Genomic DNA, 20,554 nt, shown 5'->3' on the forward strand with positions numbered 1-20,554 from the left:
CCCCTCTCAAATCCAAACACAAATCCTTATTCCATTTAGTCCAATAGTGTATTTAACAAGTCAATCTCATCAGCTTCCATATCGAACACGTCAAAATCTTCAACGGTTCTAAATGAATCCTCCTGCATCAAGCAGTAATCAACTAGCTGTACCAGTGCGTCTTCATAATTCTTTTGGAAGGCTCTAATCTGTTCCTCTGAAAACGCCTGTACGGCATAATCGACGGTCAACTGGACCTCTGTGCCATTCAACACAATGGATAGCTCCAAATCTGCATAACATGGCGTATACAACTTTCTTGAATCAACTGTTTTACTGAATAGCTTCTCTGTTTCAGTATCTAAAAATGCTTGTTCTGCATCTTTTAAACGGAATAGGACTGGATTGGTCAACTCTAAAACTTTTTCCTTGTCTGCTTGCTTCTGTACTCTTCGATTGCCTTCTTTCGTCTGGAGAATGGTTTCTGTCAAGCTCGCACCACGTTGTAATTGAAGTGGTTGAAGCTCTGTAAACTGACCTACTGTTCGATTGAAGGCTTGTGCATCATGTGCTCTGCCATCTCTTTCAAGAATCACCTCGCATACTGCCTGCTGCTGCCACTCCTCAAAGGCAGTAACAAGACCTGTTAATAATAACTCTTCTATTGTTGTTGAGAAGGCTTGATTTGCTGTTTCTAATTGGTTGATAGATAACGTTTCCTTTATGCTATACTGCAGCTGATTTCTGGAAGCCTTGATTTTTGGTAACTCCCCACCTGTACTAAGGATAGATAACTCCTTCTGCTGCAGCTGATTATTTTCAATCCATGTGTTGAATGGAAGTGTTTTTTCCGACAGCAGCACCTGTCCCTTTTCTGCTAAGCTGCGATACGCTGCAATTAAATCCTCAAGTAGGATCTGTACAGATACCCTATCAGCAATTAGTGGTGAGATACCGATAACCAGATGACTTTCTTCTTGGAATTGCAGAAGATGTCCGTTTAATAGATTTTCTTCCTGTTTGGACACTAGCTGCAGGTCTTTCTCTGCTTGTACTACCAGCTCTTGCCGCAGATTATCTTGATGTGTCGCTGTCGTTAATTGGAATGCCGCAGTGTCTTCATTTCGCAGCAGCTCTTGCTGATTGTTTTGATAAACAGCTCTCAGCATGTCATGATGATGAATTAATGCATCAAATGCTGTGGTTAACAGCTGTTCGTCAATGACTGTGTCAAAGTGTAAATGCAAGGTGTGATTTTCTATTGATGAATCATTCAGTAACTGCTTCTGAACCATGGTCAAAGCAACCACGCCACTTTGTTCTGCCTGAGCTGCAGCCATTCGATCATCACCGGTTGTCTGAACCTGCAGACTGATTTGTGCGATCGTTGAATATTGAAGGATATCCTTAACTAAAATCTCATACCCGTTTTCTCTAATCTTCGCAGCGATTCGAATTGCCTTAATCGAATCTCCTCCAAGTGACAGGAAGTGTTGATTTGTTCCGATTTCTTCTAGCCCAAGTATCTCTTGGAACACTTGTACCAATTGCTTTTCTATCGCATTTGTCGGTTTAATCAGCTGTTCTGTACCTGTTGTAACGATGCACGGTAAGGCCTTTTTATCCAATTTTCCATTTGGTGTCACTGGAATTTCATCAAGCTGCATAATTGCTGTTGGAATCATATACTCCGGTAGCTGTGTTGCAAGATATTTTTGTATTTCCAGACTATCAATGGCTGTTTCGCTGACGAAATATGCTGCCAGCTTCGGCTCTTGTTCTGAAGTATCTACAATGACCGCTGCATCTTGAATAAATTCTGCGGTTCTTAGAATACTCTCGATTTCACCTGGTTCGATTCGATATCCTCTAATTTTCACCTGTTCATCAACACGACCAAGATATTCCAGCTGTCCATCAGGCGTCCAGCGTGCTAAGTCACCGGAACGATAGAGCTTGCCTTCTCCGAACGGATGATCAATGAAGGCTTTTGCAGTTAACTCAGGCTGGTTTAGATAGCCTCTAGCTAAGCTGATACCGCTGATGCATAATTCGCCAATAATGCCCACGCCGCAAAGCTGTCCTTCTTCTATAATGTGAACTTCCACATTTGTAATTGGTTGTCCAATCGGCAGCTGTTCAGGCAGTTCGATGTCACCTTCTTGTGCACGGTAAGACCAGCTCGTCGTATAAACAGTCGCTTCTGTTGGTCCATAAGCATTCAAGTAATGCTCAATCGTATTGCCGCTTTCTTTTGAAACGATTTTACGAGTGGCAACAGAACCACCGGTCATTACTGTACCCACATTGTTGATTTGAATACTCGCTGCATATTGCGGCGGCAAAATAGCGAAACTGATGTGCTCGGATAAATAGTTTTCAATAAATGTTGGATTTTTTAAGTCCTCTGCATCAACTAGATGAAGAGCAGAACCGTTTAACAACGCAGTGAATATTTCCAATGCGGATGCATCGAACACATAATTAGAGAATTGCAGCATATGATCGTCGCTAGTAAGACCCAAGGATTGATTAAAGTACTGTTTTACATTGAGTATGCCTTTGTGTTCAACTAATACCCCTTTTGGCTTACCTGTTGTTCCTGAGGTATAAATACAGTACAGTAAATCGTTGCTGTGGTTGATTCTTTCAGGATTTTCTGTACTGAAGGAACGGAAGGTCTCCAACTCAGCAGAAACAACAGGAATTCCATATAGCTGTTCCGGCAGTTCAAAGGTTGTAAGCAATGCTTTGGGCTGACTGTCGGTCAGCAAATATTCTCTTCGTTCTTCAGGTGCAGATGGATCGATTGGTACATAAGCACCCCCTGCTTTGATAATTCCCAACATACAGACAAGCATTTCAACACTTCGTTCAGCGAGAACGGCAACTAAGTCATCTCTTCCAACGCCATTTGCTCTCAAATAATGAGCAACTTGATTGGCCCGCTGATTGAATTCCTTATAGGATATCTGCTGTGACTGGTAAACTAATGCCGGTTTCTCCGCCCAACGGTCTACCTGTTCTTCAAAGCTGGAAACAACTGTTTGTTCTAAATCAACAATTTCAGTACGATGATTAAACTGCTCTAAAACCAGTACTTTTTCCTGTTCGTCAATCAACACAAGGTCGCTAATTCTCTTTTCAGAATGAGTAAGAACATCCTCCAGTAAAACAAGAAAATGACCAAGCATGTAATGAATACTTTCGGCTCGGAACAAGTCTTTAGCATATTCCACAATTAACTGATACTCTTCTGCTGTTTCAGTAAAACGGAAGGATAAATCAAATTTTGCAATCGTTCCTTCTGCCTCAATCTCAGTTCCTTGATTCCCTTCTAAAGAAATCTCCTCGTCTTGTTGGTTCTGATAAACAAACATAACATCAAACAATGGATTTCTAGACATACTTCGTGGTAAATCCAATAGTTCGACAATTTTTTCAAATGGGAAGTCCTGATGCTCCAACATTTGCAGGTTCTGCTCCTTGATTTCTGCAAGGAAGTCAGTGAAATATTTCTGTTTCTCCGGTTTCCCTTTCAAAACCAGCGTATTAACAAACATACCAAGCATTGATTCAACATCTGCGTGGGTTCGACCTGAAACAGAAGTTCCGACAACGATTTCTTCCTGTCGGCTGTATTTATGCAGTAAAATCTGGTAAACAGCCAGTAAAATCATGTATTCGGTTGTTCCGGTTTTATTCGCCAGCTCAGCGAGTTTTTCCTTCATTTCACCATCAATTCGAGCACTTACGGTTGCTCCGGCAAACGTCTGCTGCTGCGGACGTCGATAATCCAATGGCAGTTCAAGTACCGGAAGCGCATCGTCAGCTAATTCTTTTTTCCAGAAAGCTTCATGCTCGTCCATAGAACGTTTTCTCAGCCATTCGCTGTAATCCTTATATTGCAGCTCCTGATTGTTCAATGAGTGTCCATTGTATAGCGCTGCAAACTCTTTAAGAAGAAGCTGAACCGATAAACCATCCGCAATAATATGATGAATATCAAGTAAGAACAATGACCCTCCATCAGATGTAGTAATAATTCCTGCTCTGAATAGCGGTGCTGCTGATAAATCAAATGGTCGTACAAAGCTTTGCAGGATATCTGTAAGCTCGTCTTTGTTCTTCATCTGGCCTGTTTCAATAACAAACGAAACCTGATCCGTCCTCACGATTTTTTGCATCACCATTCCATCAGCCGCCGTATAGAAAGAGGTTCTTAATGCTTCGTGGCGTTCAATCAGCTGTTCAAAGCATTGCGCGGCTTTCTTCAAGTTAATTACCTGATTAAAGGAAAGACCAACCGGAATATTATAGGCAATACCTGTTTCGTCAAACTCTTGAATGACATAGAGTCTTTTTTGTGTTGAAGAAGCAGGATAAGCCTCTTGATTCGCTGCTTTTTCAATACGTTCATAGGTACCTGACGCAGTCGCCTCAACCCTTTTCCCAATACCTTCAATCGTTGGATTTTCAAAAAAGTCCTTTAATGGAATTCTAGTAGACAATTCTGCTTCCAGTTTATTTAAGAGCTGCATTGCTTTTAATGAGTGTCCGCCATGATCGAAGAAGCTTGTTGAGATGCTGTTGATTTCGTGTCCCAACACCTCTGAAAATACTGAAGCTATCTTGCTCTCAAGTTCATTTCTTGGTGCCAGACCTTGCTCGACAGGCAATTCATCGATGCGTGGTAGAGCGTTTCGATCAATTTTTCCTGTTGGTGCAACCGGCAGTTCATCCAGCTGCAGAATCAATTCAGGCAGCATATATTCAGGCAGTGTCTTCCGCAGCTCTTCCTTCAATTCTTTGATATTTATTGAGGTATCATTAGAAAGATACACGGCAATTTGTTGTTCAGGAGTTAGAATGGTAATTGCCTGACGAATCTTTGTTACTCGTAAAATTGTATTAGTAATCTCTTCCAGCTCTACTCTGAAGCCCCGTAACTTGATTTGGTTATCTACTCTTCCAAGAAAATCAATGGACCCATTCGCGCGCCATTTTGCCAAGTCACCGGTACGATACAACCGTCCAAATGGCGAATCAACAAATACTTTTTCTGTAAGCTCCGGATTTTGCCAGTAGCCCTTGGCAAGTCCTGTTCCTCCGATGTACAGCTCCCCTTTCATACCAACACCGCAAAGAGTTCCATCATCCGATAAGATATAGGCAGTTGTTGTTGGAAAAGGTTTTCCGATTGGAACAACGGTATCCAGCTCTTCTTTTTGAATGAGGTGGAATTCAGAGAATGTCGTTCCTTCCGTTGGTCCATAAACATGGAGTAATTGAGTGTGTTGATTTTCTTCCAGCAACTGACGCACATGACGTTCAGACAGCTTTTCTCCCCCGAACAGAAGACAATCTAGGTGATTGAAAACATGCGGTTCCAGCTCAATGTGCTGATTAAATAGCGCAGTTGTCAGAAACAGTGTGTTGATTTTATAGTCTTCGATTGTCTGTTTTAATAATTGACTGTTCAAGAAGTTTTCTTTATCTGTAAGCACCAATGTTCCGCCTTTTAGCAGACTTCCCCAAATTTCAAAGGTAGCTGCATCAAAGCTCAGTGAACCCGCTTGTAGCATGATCGTATCGGGACTTAAGCCGACTGGTTCAGAATCTTCAAGAAGATGAAACACATTGCGGTGCTCAATCATGGTTCCTTTGGGCTTACCAGTCGTTCCGGAAGTATACATCAGATAAAGCAAGTCGTCTGCCTTATTAATGACTGAGAGATTATCGCTACTAGCTGATTCCTCCAGCAATGTATTCAAGGAGTAAAAAGGCAGAGAAAGTCTTGCTGTTTGATGAGTGAAACTATCTGTAGCCAGAACTGCCTTCGCTTGGCAGTTCTCAAGCATGTACGTCACTCGCTCCTCCGGATATTCCGAATCGATTGGTACATAAGCTGCTCCTGCCTTGACGATTCCTAAAATGGCGATAATTGTTGCCGGTGCTCGTCTCGCCTCTACTGCAACAAAATCATTTGTACCGATACCAGCCTCTCGTAAGGTATGTGCCAGCTGATTTGCTTTGTTGTTCAATTCCTGATAGGTCAGTACCTGATCTTGATAGATTACAGCTTCTTTTTTCGGGAACAAAGCAACTTGCTTTTCAAAAATTTCAGTAATTGTCTGGTCTTTGTAGCCAGATACTTCTTGAGGTTTGTTGAATTGAGTCATAATTCTTTGCTTCTCTTCTTCGTTTACAGCCGAAAGCTCACCTATTTTCTGTGTGGCATTAGAAGCGGCATTTTGAAGGAGCACTAGATAATGCTGCAGCATTTGCTTCATGGACTCTTCTTTAAATAAGGCCGTTCGATAATCCAGTGAAAGCTCGTAGCCTTCAGAGGTTTCTGAAATGCTAAAGGTTAAGTCAAACTTCGCTCCCTGTTCCTCCATAACGGCTGAGACAATGGCTGCATCTCCCCAATGCTGTTCAGGCTGCTCATTGTTTTGCAGAACAAACATAACATCAAACAGTGGGTTTCGAGAAAGGTCTCGTGGAATATCCAGAGATGCAATCAACTCGTCAAATGGAAACTCTTGGTTCTGATAAGCCAGTAAGCTAGTTTCTTTTACCTCTTGAAGAAAGTCATGGACTGTTTTCTTCCTCGTTGGACGTCCGCGCATAGCCAATGTGTTAACAAAAATCCCTTGAACGTTTTCTATTTCCTGACGTGTTCTTCCTGAAATAGAAGTCCCGACAACCACATCCTCCTGTCGGCTGTACTTTCCAAGCATAATCATTCCTACGCTTAGCAATACCATATATTCTGTCGTTCCGGTTTTCTCAGCGAGTTTTTTCAAAGCGTCTCTTGTCTCAGCCGGAATCATTGATTTTACAGTCTGCCCTTTGAAGCTTTGTCTTGCCGTTCGTTTATAGTCTAATGGCAGGTCCAAAGACTCCGGCGCATCACGAAACTGTTTAACCCAAAATTGCTTTTGCTTGTCCAAATTTTGCAGCTTTTGCCACTCACTATAGTCCTTGTATTGGATTGGTAATGGTGCTAATGTTTGGCCGCTGTATAGCAAAGAAAATTCTTCTATCAGTGCATTGAAGGAACCGCCATCCGAAATAATGTGATGAACATCAATGAACAAATAACTTTTTTCTTGATTGGTTAAAAGCTTCACACGCATCAATGGCGCATGCTGTAAATCAAACGGACGAACAAATGAATGGAAATTCTGTTCTGCTGTGTTCGTAGATATTTTCTGGACTTCTTCAGTCTCGACAATCGCTGTTATTGCTTCTTTTATATGCTGCACGGGCTTTCCGTCTATTGTTTTGAAGGCTGTTCGCAAGCTGTCATGACGTTCAATCAGCTGTTGGAAGGCGTGAGTCAGCTTTTCTTTTTCCAATGGTCCATCAAATGACAACATGACCGGAACATTATAGGATTTCGTTGTATCATCAAGCTCTGTTGCAATATATATCTGCTTTTGTGCCGAGGACAACGCATAGAATTCTTTTTCTTCAGCAGGTGCAATCATTTCTCGTTCCTGATGAGTGCCAGATTCAATTTGAGAGCTGATCGCTTCAACCGTAGAATGTTCATAGATGTCTGCAATTGACAGTCGAATGTTGAAGGATGATTCAATCGAATTGATTAATCGAGTCAGTCGCAATGAGTGTCCACCGGCTTCAAAGAAATCCGTTTGCTTTCCGATGTTGTCTGTTTTTAATATTTCTTCGAAAAATTGTGCAACCTGCTTCTCAACTGCTGTTTCCGGAGCGACAAAGGTTGTCTGCTCTTCAATCGGAATTGTTTCTAAAGCTTTTCTATCGACCTTGCCGTTAACGGTCAACGGTAAAGTCTCCAACTGAACAATGTTTGCAGGAATCATGTAATCCACTAATCGTTTTCGCAGCTGCTTCTTTATTTCTCGGATATCCAGCTGCTCTTTACTGGTAACAAAAGCAGCAATGCTGGTTTCTCCATGTTGGTCATCTCGACTGATAGCCGCGACGTTGACAATGGCGGGATCGCTCAGAAGTGAATGCTCAATTTCTTCCAACTCAACGCGCATTCCTCGAATTTGGACTTGATTGTCACTACGACCAACGTATTCCAACTCCCCTTTATGGTTCCATTGAACAATATCCCCTGTTTTCAGCATCTTTCCTTTACCGAAAGGATTAGGGATAAAACGTTTTTCATTTAGCTCAGACAGGTTTAGATAGCCATTACTGACAGCCATACCAGTCACACAAAGCTCTCCTGGCATATACAGTCCGTTGACCTTGTCGCCATTCATTACATAAACCTTACTGTTTGCAACAGGTTTACCAATCGGAATTTTCTTCACTTCTTCTCCCGGCTGGTGCTCCCAAACACTGATGACCGTTCCTTCAGAAAGGCCATAAGCATTGTAATATTTTGCGCCTTGTGCAACCATTCGTTCTGCCGCTTCTTTATGACAAGCAGATCCACCGGTTTCCACCATGCGAACAGATTTTGGTAACTGGACATAATCGCAATAAATTGGTGGAAGCAAACACATAGTGGCTTGAATTTCATTAATAAACTCATTGAAAAGAGGAATGTTTTTAATTACCTCGTCTGTGACAAGATACAACGTTGCACCTGAAAGCAAGGTTGTCGTTATCTCACTGATTGCTGTACTAAACGTGATTGGCGCAAATTGTGGTACTCTATCGTCTTTATTCAGCTTTAAGAAATCAAAGGCATTGAACTCGCAATAATTGACGATTGCGCCATGATTGATTTTTACGCTCTTAGGATTTCCGGTAGTTCCCGAGGTATAAATCAGACAAAGGGTGTCATCTGAACCCGCCTGTCGGCCTGGATTACCTGCATTTCCTTCATACAGTGCTGAATCGTTTAAATCAACAATTGGGCAAAACTCACTTAGTTCTTCCGGACAGCCTGTTGATAAAATCATTTTTGCTTGGCTATCTTCAAGCATGAAACGGAGGCGATCAACTGGAAAGATAGGATTCATCGGAACATACGCAGCACCGCTTTTTAAAACACCAAAGATTGAGCAAATCAGCTCAATGCCACGGACAGCCATAATCGCAACATAATCACCTGCTTGTATCTCTTGTTTTTTAAGAAAAGCAGCAATCTGATTCGAGCGTCGATTGAATTCTTCGAAAGTAATCTCTTCGCCTTCATAAACAAGAGCTGTCTTATTTGGGTATTTTTTTACAGTATCTTCAATGATTTCATGAACACATGCATCTGTAGAAAAATCATAATCTGTCTGATTTACTTCAACTAGTAAGTCTCTTTCTTTTTGAGAAACAATGTCATATGCAGATATCTCCCCGTGCTCATTTTGTAGGATTGCTGTAAGCAATGTCTGGAAATGAAGATGAAGGATATCTATTTCTTCTTCCTCATATACTTCAGAAGAATAGAAGTAATCAACTAACAAATTTTGCTCCGCATCCTCATTCACTTGTATCAGTAACTCGCAAAGAATCTGCTCTTGCAAGGCTGCAGACATTTCACTCGACCAAACGATTCCCTTAATTCCATCATTTGTCTGCTTGTCTGCATTTGAAGCTTTTAATGTGGCGGCAGTCAATACATCTAAAAGGGTTCCCTGCTTAGGTATAGTGCAGGTTAACGTACCGACAAATTGATTTTTTTGAACCAACTCCATTGAGTAAGCATTATTCCCTTTCGTTTTGCACATAAGAATAAGAAAGACATTCGCAAAAAATTCATCTCTTGTTAGTCCACTTTTTTCACAAAGGCTGTTTACTCTGTTTCCGTCCAATTGAATATGTTGGTTGTGCTTTTTGGTATATCTGTTGTTGCTCATTCATCCATCTCCCTTTTCAATAACAATCTTACGCATAAAACAGGTATAAAAAATAAAAAAATAAGGCATAGTTAAAAAAATTTATGCGTACAAAATAACTACAGCTTTTCCTTGCCACACCTTTGAAAGTAATGTATAAATTCGTTTAAGTAATTAATATATTACATATAATATATGTTTTTATTTTAAATTTCTCATTATTTATTTTTAATAAAAACATCTTTTTTATATCACTGTTTTCAAAGGAAATGACATTCTCAAATGCTAGTCAACCATTAAACAAACGTTATTTTACATTTGGTAAACTAAAGTATACATAAAACGAAAATGGAATTCAATACAAAATTGCTTATATAGTGTAAAATAACAATTCTCTTGTGTAAAAAATAGTTTATACGGAGAAGTGTGTGCCGTTTTATTTTGAAGCTCGTTGTTTTTGTGATATTCGACATATTTTATTTCCAACAAGTATTATTTGTATTATAATTTGTTTAGAAGTTATTTGAGGAGGATAAAAGATGATTCAGCTATATACAATTGACCTGAAGGATTTTGCTGCAACAATAAACTATGCGGATTATTACCCTTTATTAGAACAAGAACGTCTGCTTCGAATTCAGCATTTACAATTTGAAAAGGATCGTATTGTCTGCGCTGTTTCAGGATTGCTGCTTCAATATGTAGCAAGGTGCTGCTACCAAATGAACAAAAAGGAAGCTATATTGATTAACAATGCTCAGGGGAAACCACAGTTCTTGGATGCACCTTTCCATTTCAATATTTCTCATTCCGGTGACTGGCTGCTTTGTGCTTGGAGTGACACACCTATTGGCATAGACGTGGAAAAAACTGAAATCATTTTTGATTATCTTGATATCGCTAAGCATTTCTTTCATCCAGAGGAGCACAGAAAGATTCAAGACTTACGTAAACATAAACAGCTGCCATACTTTTATAAAATATGGACTGCAAAGGAAAGCTATGTAAAATATTTAGGTAAAGGACTTAGCTGCCCTCTCTCTTCTTTTTCCATAGAAGAAAAAAATGAAGGGCTTTCTCTGTCAGATAATTCAGCTGACTGTTTTTTTTATTCTGATTGGCTTGATGCAAAACATCCCTACACGATTTGTACGCAGGAAAATACCGACCTTCCTTTTGCTAGGAATCACCTATCTTCAGCAGTCTTTTTTTCCGGGTTAGATGAGCTTTTAATGAACGAATTTCCTCTTGTTAATAGGAAAAAGCGCGGTTTCGTATGATTCCGCGCTTGTTTACTCTGATTGACTTCATGAGCAGGCTCATTTAGTCTTTTTTCAGTTCCCTATCGGTTTTTTTGTGTTCAATAATTACGCCATCTTTCATATGCAGGACATGAGATCCGTACTCGGCAGATTCCTCGGAATGTGTCACTTGTACGATGGTTGTTTCTTCTTCCTGATTAATTTTTTTCAGAAGTTCCATAACAGCCTGTCCATTTTTTGAATCAAGATTTCCGATTGGTTCGTCGGCAAGAATAACTTTAGGTTCAATAATCAACGCTCGTGCGATGGCCACCCGCTGTTGCTGCCCCCCTGATAATTCATTTGGATATGCCTCTCTTTTATCCCGAATACCAATTTTTTTCAACAAAATATCCAGTTTCTCCTGATAATCCTTGATATTTTTCCCATCCAAGATTAGTGGCAATAAAATGTTATCTTCTACTGTCAAATTAGGAACTAAATTATAAAATTGAAAAATGAAGCCTATATCTCTGCGCTTTAAAAGGCTTTTGTCCTTTGCAGACATCTTGCTTAAAGGCTTTGTATCAATCCATATTTTACCGGCTGTTGGGTCATCTAACCCCCCTAGGATGTACAGCAGTGTCGATTTTCCTGAACCGGAAGGGCCCATAATGGATAAAAACTGTCCTTTTTTTACTGAGAATGAAATGTCCTTCAAGGCCTGAACCTGCAACTCAGGATTGACTTCAAAGGTTTTCTGAACATTTTCTACACGAATGATATTTTTTGATTCCTTCTTTCTCATTGGTTCTCTCCTTGCTATTTATAGTTGAGGAAGCTGGTACAGATTCCAGTTTTCCACTCTGTTTTTTAAACATAATAGTATTTTCATCTAATGAATCGGCTTCAGATATCAGCTTGATATTTTGTGTTTGAACGACCTGTTGCAATCTTTACTCATATTTCAGCTCTTCAATAATTGTCAGTGTTCGTAATTTCCAAAGTGCCGGTATGGAAGAGACAATGACAATCAACCAAAGCAAGACGAAAACAATTGGTAAATACCCCACATTGATAGTTATTGGAAAATCAGTTTCCATTAATTGCTCCATAACTTTTTCAACAAGATGGGCTTCAGCAAAGGATAATGGAACGCCGACAATAAAGGTCATGACAACCGTCAGAAACCCTTCCCACAGCAGCATTCCCATCAGTTGCGTTTGAGTCATACCTAATGAGGCATAGAGAGCAAAGTCCTTTTTACGTTGCAGGAAGCTGATTGTGGTATTGCTGATAATCCCAAAGCTTCCTATAATGATTGTCATTAAGGAGAACGCTCTGAAAATGGTAATCATCAATTCATTTTGCTCTGTATTCTGCTGTGTTTGTTCATCTTTCGTGTAGACATCCGCCGTATAATCGTTTAATTCCTTCTTAAGGATTTTCTGTGATTCATTTTGTTTCTTCGTTGAGTTGAAATAATAATTTGTTGTTAATGAGGCACGGACATTTTCCGGTAATCGATCAAGATTTAGTAAAAAGTAATTAAAGGATGACTTGTTTTTATATAAGCCAACGAGCTTCATTTCTTTTTCCTCATTACCAAACGGAAAGACAATTGTATCTCCCACCTTTAGCGAAAGCTTTTCCGCATAGCTATACGTGGTCATAAAGGAATCAGACCCATCCCCAAGCTGCTCAAAAACAGCATCATAGCTTTTATCCTGCCAGTCAATATAAGAGTAGTAGTTCCTATATGCTGACGGATCATCGAAAGCGATTAGATTATAAGCATAGTTATCGATTTTGATATTTGTTAAAATTTCACTATGGAAATTACTCTCAATTAAACCTGTTTCCTGAAGCTTTTCCGTAACTTCCTCTTGCTGACTGCTCAAGCCATTTGCCGGAACCTGAACATTTATATCATAGTGATAGCCGGCGTAAACACTGGTCATCGTATTTCTCATACTGTTTTCAATACCATTAATCAAAAGCATAACCATCAGACCTACAGCAAACAAGGTGATGTTGCTCCGGATAATTTTAGAGGTACCCATATTTTGGGCAGATAAAGCCAGCAAACTCATCTTATTCTTAAGTCCGGAAAACAGACCGTTCATCAGTTTTTCTGTTAATTTTGGATAGATAAGCAAGAAAGCAATAAATACCAAAACAAGAAGTAAAATGATAACAAGGAGCTGATCGCCAAAAAGAAAATATGCGCCTAAAGAAATAAGCAGCAATAAAATACCGATAAAGAAATTGGTCCATCGGGCCTGCTTTTCGACCGTAAACTCATTGAGGATGACCTCTTTGACTGAGTATTTTTTCAAGCGGACAACTGGCAGTAAAACTGCTGCTAAGCTTAATCCGATTGAGAATAATAAGCCGGTTAGAACTAACATAGGTGAGAACGAAACAGCTTCGTAAATGCCATACTCTGCCAATGGTGATGACACTCGGTTGATTACGACCGTAAGTCCGTAGCCGATTAGCACACCCAGAAGACCACCGACCAGACCGTAAATGCCGCTTTCAGAAAGAAACAACAGGCGAATTTGTCTATGTGTGGCTCCCTGACTTAGAAATGTTCCTACCGTGTTCATTCGTTCAGTAATCGTTAGACGAAAGGCACCATTAATAATCAAGATACTTGCTAGAACCACCATTAAAAACATAAACGTGATAACCATAGTAATCTGATTAACAATTTGTTCCATCTGACCGGAATCATAGACCTCAGTTGCTGTATAGTCGCTGTTTTTCTGATTAAACGCCTTAATGGCTTCAACAACTGTGCTCTTGTTGGTTTCGGCGAATATAACTGTATAGTCTGACCCGGAAATTTCTTTTAAGTATTCTTTTTCAAATAGAATCGTATAGTTTCCGCGTGTGTCATTATAAAACATTCCTTGATTTTGAGCGATTGCACCAATCTTCAACTGATGATCCTTATTATTGATATGGATAGTCAGTGTATCTCCAAGCGCAACCTTCAATTCTTTGCTGGCACGTTGACTAATACTAACGCTGTTCTCATACCAGTTCTTTCCCGAAATCTCTGTAAAAGCCGATGCTTTTGGAAGATCCTTTTCTAATCGCCCTCGGAGAGTCAATGAGCTGTCAAACTTAGCTGAGCTCTCCTTCAGCTTGATTTTGTTCAAGAGAATTTCAGGTACTTCATTTTTCATTTTTACAAGCTCAAGTTCCTTTGGATCAATCCCAGCTCCCGATGAATAGTCATTCTTTGTAATAGAAACCTCTTTTCCCTCATAAGCTTCCATCTGAATTTTTTTCTGGGAATCCATAACTGTTTCAAATGCTTTTTGGCTGCCAATAAATAATCCCGTGCTTAAAGCAATGGAGACAATGAGCATTAAAAGCCTGCCTTTGTTTTTTATCATACTTTTCAAAATATATTTGATCAGAATTCTCATAACCCGCTCCTTCCAACTTTTGTTAATAAATATGTGTCTTTTGTAAATAATTTACAACATAACAAAACAATAGTAACACAACAAAGCGGACTTTTAAATATAAATAACAACCAAATTGTATTGTTATTTTTTTTGATACAAAGAAGCCGCTATGCTCTATTCATTATTCTGAATAAAACATAGCGGCTTCAGTACTTCTACATATATACAAGAGCCATTATAAAAATGTACTTATAAATTTTAGACGTCAATAGTGCCAAGTTAATCTTTGGCTACAGGTAATAACGGATGGATAACGAGCAACGCCTTCTTTTTTCTCAGCTATCTGCTGGAACAATAACAAACACCTTCCTAAAGACGAGTATGCTTCGCCTTTTGTTTTTACGATTCTAATTGTTCTATTTCTTTAACAAGCCTCTGCCCTTCCGCAGAAGCCTCATGCTGTTCAGGAATATACACAGCGAGCTTGCCCAGCACCGTTCTCTGGTCTGCTGTCAGGGCGTGTGGCTGCAGCTGCTTGATGTAAGCGGCAAACAAGTCAAGATCATTCACTACTACCTCAAAGCCCGCTAACGGACCGTCATTGTTTAGTAATTCTAAAAATATTTTTGTAATCCCATCAAGTAATTCTTTGTCCAATGGGCTGGTTGATTCTAATAACTGACGAACATTCCCTTTCTCTAAACACTCATGCCCTAAATACATGTCCAAGGTACTGGTTGAACAACCATTCTTAATAATCCATTCTTGCTGTTCCTTGTCTGGATTTTCAAGCATTGAAATACTATGAACCTTTCCCCAGCCATCTGTACTGTCTGCATAGTCAATACAAAGGTGATTGAACGATGAAGCTTCCAGCTTATTTTTAAGGGAAATAAGGCAGAAATAAGTAAATTCATCATAATAGGCAATTGTTTTTAATGGATTGATGAACTTCTCACTATAGGGGCCAATCAGCGGTTCAGAAAGTATTATTCCGAATTTTACCGTCTCAACAGAAGATGTTTCAGTAAGTAAAATGTAGGCTAAATTGGCGTAACGTTCTATATGTGTATTGATTAAGTCTATGTTTTCCATGACCATTCTTATCAATATGTCCGCTGCCGAAATCGCCAGAGAGTTACTTGCATCGATGAAATCAATGACTGCCTTAAGGCTCCGTTTATTTCCAGTAGTTAAATAGGTTTCAATTAAAGAAAACAGCTCTGTACAAATTCCATCCTCTCGATTGCCGAAAGAATGATAGATAATCATCCCATCCGCTGCACCCGGAGCAAACCTAAGCTGCCCTTCTTCGCTTTTTGTCAGCTCGAAAGCTGGTCTGATATGGTGATACTGCTTTATTTCCTCGCAAATTCGCAAATAAATTGACACTTCTTTTTGTTTAAACAACCTAAACATTTTCTTCCTCCATTTTTTCTTTTTCTTTATTATAAATAGATTATTTCATTGATACCATAAACAATAAAATGATGACGCTCAAAAAAGCCCCTTCAGCACAGCTCTCAAACACTGATTTGAATGGGATTCGCTAGTAGCCATTCTGTTCATAGAGAACTAATGCCAAAACAGACAATCTGTAAATAGGTCTCCCCATTTTTGAGATTGTCTGCCCCAAGCGCGTGCAGTGACTTGGTTAGTTGATGCGCTATATTAATCTACTGGACGATAAATTTCGAGTAGACGGAAGGATTCATCCTCTGTTTCGTACTCGTATTTTAATATCATGCAATTGGGAAATCCTTTTTCAAGTTCAGGTGTCGGGTCTTGCCATGCACCCAAAAAATAAAGGCAGGCTCCGGAATGAGAAACGGCCAAAACAGTGTGATGGTCTTCCTGTCTCATGATTTCTCGACAAGTGGCCACCAATCTCTTTTCGACTTGTTCCCTTGATTCTCCACCATATGCCAGAAAGAATGTACTTTTCTTTTCATTCTCCGGATTCAAATCTTCACTTTCGCCTTCAAAGGCACCAAAGTTCATTTCCTTTAGACCCTTCAATCGCGTATAGGGCTGCTTATTTTGTGTAACAATTTCAAGTGTGTCACAGGCTCTTTCCGCTGATGAGCTATAGAAGTGATCGAAGGCAATATCCTTCAAAAAATCACCGGCAATTTCTGCTTGCTGTCTGCCGATTTCTGTTAACGGAGAATCGCATGCTCCTTGTATTTTTCTTCTAACATTAAAAAGTGTTTGTCCATGTCTCATCATATAGAATGTTTTCTTCAAAAATAGTCCTCCTTTTTTGTGTGGTTATATAAAGTTTAATACGTGCTTCAAGTCAGTAGTTCATCTTACTTTCTTTTAAAATTATTGGCTCGTAGTATATCTGTACGCAGCTTAGCAAGAGGGTATCTTTTGTACTCTTCCCTGGAAAAGAGTCCCTTTCCAAATAGCAGTTCCTCTATGTTGATTGTTGAGCCACTTGCTTGATAGATGACCTCCTGTAGCTCATTTTTCTGAGAGCGATTATAGATTTCAAGCTTCTTCAAAATATCAGCTGCTTCCATACGGTGTATTTGATAGGCTTCTTTTAGACGTATAGATTCAATAAAATCGATTGTGCTTTGATTTTTTGAATCAATCCCTATCTCATTTTCTGTGGGATCAAAGGAAAAATGATACTCATTTCCCTCATTTTGTATAAATGGAGAAAAACTAGTCTCCGATGTTCCCTTTGTGAGATTACATGTCCCGCATGTGGGAACTAGATTATTTATGCTGCTTGCGAAAATAGGGTACTTATTTTTGCTTAAAATGTGATCTAATTGAGCGCCACCGTTATTATAACCTCGGTAATTGATATACGTCCTATTACAATAGGGACAGACCTGAAGGTTTAAGCACAGTGTCATTAATACACTCATTTTTATCTTTTGAGTAACTGGTTCATAGATATCCCCGTACGACATCGGACTTCCCGCAAACAATAGCGGATACTTAGACATTGGTGTGTATAGGTCATAGATTTCTTTGTAAGGAAATTTCAAATTATTTTGTATTGCTTCACCATTATAAAAATAACTAGGTGCCCTATCTTTGCTTTCAAGAAAAATGCTGATTTCTCTTAGCTCTTCCGGTGAGAAACGAAAGAGTTCTTGAATATTCGCAATTTTTACGATAGGATCAAATACTCTGTTTATTTCATCTAAAGCTTCTTGGTATTTTAAAGACTGGATATGAGCAACATATTTCCTTTTTAGCTTATTTTTGAATTTCTTTTCAGCTTCTTCCGCAAACTGTTTTACTAATTCTTCGGGATAACGTCCGACATATATCATAAAGGTCCCTCATCAAGAAGCTGTGTATCTATTTCTGATAATCTTTTCATAAGCTTTTCTTTCTCTTTTTCCAGTACTTCCTTATCTACTATCAAAAATTCACTAAATCTATTTATACACACATCTCTCAATTCTTCTAAAAGCTCCTTATAGACGAGTTCGCCTACAGCCTCTATCTCCATATCTAAATACTTTAAGAGCTGCTGGACGGTTAAGTCTTTTGCAGTCGGGATTTTTGGTTGAAAGAAGCGCCTAAGTGATTCCTTAAAACTTCTGTATTCTTTTTTCAATGTAGTTGTTTTTTTAGTGTAAACAATCTCTTTTAAGTTCTCTTTCCCCAATTTCTTTTCAAAGCTTTGACTATCCTCCACATAAATAAGAATATCTTCCCTCGTTTTCTCATCAATCGTAAGAGGTAGAGAAATAGGATATTCTGGGTGCATCATTTTAAATTCAGTAAATGGTATGACTTTTGGAGGGCTTAAAAGTTCGATCATTTTAGTGATTTCTTTTCTTGCGTATTCGCCTATTGTGTAATTCAAGAAAAAACTATTTTTCAGTAGTGTATGAATGTTCTGCCCGAAAGTTAGCGAATTAGAAGTTGCGAGAGTATTCAGTGTTTTATCATCACTTAAGAACATAATATTTTCCTGATAAATGTCGGATAAAATAAATGGTGAGTTTGTTGAAATGACCAATTGAATACTTCGATGAACCCCCTCCGTTGTTGAGCGGCTAATTTCAAGAAGTTCAATGATTTCACTAAGAAAATTACGCTGCCATTCTGGATGGTAATACAGTTCTCCTTCATCGATAAAAATGACAGAAGCATCTCCTTCTTCGATAAACTCATTGTAATCAATCAAATTGCCATCTACTTTGGTTAATTCGCTTATTAAGGCATCCTTCAATACATATTGCTTATTTAAAGACCAATACAACTTTGAAAGAAACAGAAGCTTTGCTTGCTGACCTGAGGATAGATTTGAAATTTTCACATTTTCATTTAGCAACATGATTAGGTGTTCAAGGTCTCCACTTTTTTTCCTTTTTTTATCAAGCATACGCTGGAAAAATTTTGACTGCTCGCTTCCGGAATCAAGAGTTAATTTTTCTTTTTTCAGCTTATTTTCAAAATAGCGTTGCAGCAACTCCGGCTTAATCGTTCGTAAGAAAAATAGTTGGTATAGGAGGTCCGTCGAAAGTAGTGACTGTTTGTTTTTTTTAGGTAAAACTCTGTTCTTTTCAACCGTTAATTGCGCAATATATCGGTTTAGGGTTGCTTGTTCAGAAAAATCTACGAGAATTTGGCTGCTTTTTTCTGTTAAGGGTTCCACTTTCATCATATTAGAGAAATAATGGATTTTCCCAATGTTTTGCCAATCTGCCAATACCTCAGCATAGTGTAGGTGCAGATTAGATTTATTGGTTTTTACTGACATATTCGTTAAATAGTAATATTGATTTTTGAGTTTATAGATGACTAAATACTCGTAGACTTCTTCAGTCTTTTTTTTATATGTTTTTTCCACTAAAGTTGGAAATTCATCTTTTAAAAAATTGATGAAGGTTGTCTTTCCAGCACCGTTTTTTCCAACAATGCAGCTTAAATCAGAGATTTCAGTTGAGTATCTTTTGCCGTTTTCTGTGTGGTCTTCAACAATAACCCCTTCTTCTAAATGCCAAGCTTGATCAAAAGAAAAGCTGCGCTCCTCTATTCCTCTATAATTACTTAGATAGACATAGCTGAAAGAAAAATCTCTATATGCAGTAGTATGTTCTTGAATGACTGCGCCAGGCTGGATAATGCTTGAAATAGCAGCGTGAATTTCTTCTCGTTGCTGCCGTACAGAAAACCAGTTGATTCGCCAATCATTTATATCACCGGTAGCAATTGTCGCTGTGTCTATTCGTATAGAAAAATCATTTTTTTCTGATAATAGATAAACTTGCATTTCGATGCGCTCATGTTCCGGATGAATGATAGTAACACTTCCGCTGGAAAAATGAAGCTTGAGTGATACCTCTATTTCCTCTGATTGATTTGAAGAGGAAATCAAAAAATCGATGGTACGCTCCCAACTTTTTATGAGCAAGTCAGAATCTATCCTTGCAGAATACACATCACCTACATTAGTATTTCCATCATAAACAGTATTCCAATCAACTAATCTATTTCCTTCTCTAAATCCTGCATCAACAATCAGCAATACATCAATAAGTAATGCTTTCAGATAGACTTTTTCTTGTTCAGACAATTCCATTTTTAAAATGATGGTAACTATCTGATGACGGGTCAATTCATCTCTGATTATGCTTGTTGGATCAAACGCTGCCAAAAGCTTCAGAAGTATATTTGTGTGTATTCGGCCTATATACGTTTCGATTAATTTCAATCCAGAATACAAATATCCTAGATTATCAACAGTTCCGGATCTTTTAACATAGCAGGATAAAACATGTGTTAATACACTATTCCAGGTATCATTACTAAGACTATAGTTTTTAGGATATCGAGCCATGACAAACTCAAAAGTTTCAGCTTCTACTTGGAAATTTTCCATAAAAAGAGAAATATCTGCATCGATAAGCTCCACTGCAAAAAAGTAGTACTCAGTTTCTAGTTCTTCACTAATTTTTCCTGAAAGTGTCCCCAAGATTATATCCATGATTTCTACTTTAGCATAAAGCTCATTTTCGAGGTTATTTACCTCAAGTGATAACTCTTTAATGATTGAATTGAGCATTTCGTCTATATCATGCTCCCAGCTTATAAAAATATTATGGTAAATGCCAATCACTTTGTCCTTGTCAATAATTTGATTAAAGAA

8 protein-coding genes are annotated in these 20,554 nt (G+C 38.7%); 1 reads left to right on the forward strand and 7 read right to left on the reverse strand.

Going from position 1 to position 20,554, the window contains the following annotated elements; genetic code table 11:
- Positions 1-35: 35 nt before the first annotated feature.
- On the reverse strand, positions 36-9,779 hold the full coding sequence (locus IW510_RS05805; RefSeq protein WP_202057751.1) for a non-ribosomal peptide synthetase: 9,744 nt from the start codon (positions 9,777-9,779) through the stop codon (positions 36-38).
- Positions 9,780-10,297: 518 nt separating this feature from the next.
- Between IW510_RS05805 and IW510_RS05810 the strand changes: the two genes are divergently transcribed.
- Positions 10,298-11,038, forward strand: coding sequence for a 4'-phosphopantetheinyl transferase family protein (locus IW510_RS05810; RefSeq protein WP_202057753.1), 741 nt, complete (start codon positions 10,298-10,300; stop codon positions 11,036-11,038).
- A gap of 43 nt (positions 11,039-11,081) precedes the next feature.
- Here the strand turns inward: IW510_RS05810 and IW510_RS05815 are convergent, their stop codons facing one another.
- From IW510_RS05815 to IW510_RS05840, 6 genes are all read right to left on the reverse strand, one after another.
- Positions 11,082-11,807, reverse strand: a complete 726-nt coding sequence (locus IW510_RS05815) for an ABC transporter ATP-binding protein (RefSeq protein WP_202057755.1) — start codon at positions 11,805-11,807, stop codon at positions 11,082-11,084.
- Positions 11,808-11,955: 148 nt separating this feature from the next.
- Positions 11,956-14,442, reverse strand: coding sequence for an ABC transporter permease (locus IW510_RS05820; RefSeq protein ID WP_202057757.1), 2,487 nt, complete (start codon positions 14,440-14,442; stop codon positions 11,956-11,958).
- Positions 14,443-14,823: 381 nt separating this feature from the next.
- Entirely contained in the window at positions 14,824-15,843 is a 1,020-nt protein-coding gene (locus tag IW510_RS05825) for a hypothetical protein (protein ID WP_202057758.1), read from the reverse strand.
- A gap of 252 nt (positions 15,844-16,095) precedes the next feature.
- Positions 16,096-16,653, reverse strand: coding sequence for a histidine phosphatase family protein (locus IW510_RS05830; protein WP_442896393.1), 558 nt, complete (start codon positions 16,651-16,653; stop codon positions 16,096-16,098).
- 83 nt (positions 16,654-16,736) lie between these two features.
- Positions 16,737-17,723 carry an HNH endonuclease gene (locus tag IW510_RS05835; RefSeq protein WP_202057762.1) on the reverse strand — a complete coding sequence of 329 codons (987 nt, stop codon included), beginning with the start codon at positions 17,721-17,723 and terminating at the stop codon, positions 16,737-16,739.
- Complete coding sequence (locus tag IW510_RS05840; protein WP_202057764.1) at positions 17,720-20,392, reverse strand: AAA family ATPase; 2,673 nt, start codon at positions 20,390-20,392, stop codon at positions 17,720-17,722. The genes IW510_RS05835 and IW510_RS05840 overlap by 4 nt, the downstream gene beginning before the upstream one ends.
- Between the last annotated feature and the right edge of the window lie 162 nt (positions 20,393-20,554).

This window comes from Enterococcus sp. BWR-S5 (assembly GCF_016745255.1).
Classification (GTDB): Bacteria; Bacillota; Bacilli; order Lactobacillales; family Enterococcaceae; genus Enterococcus_L.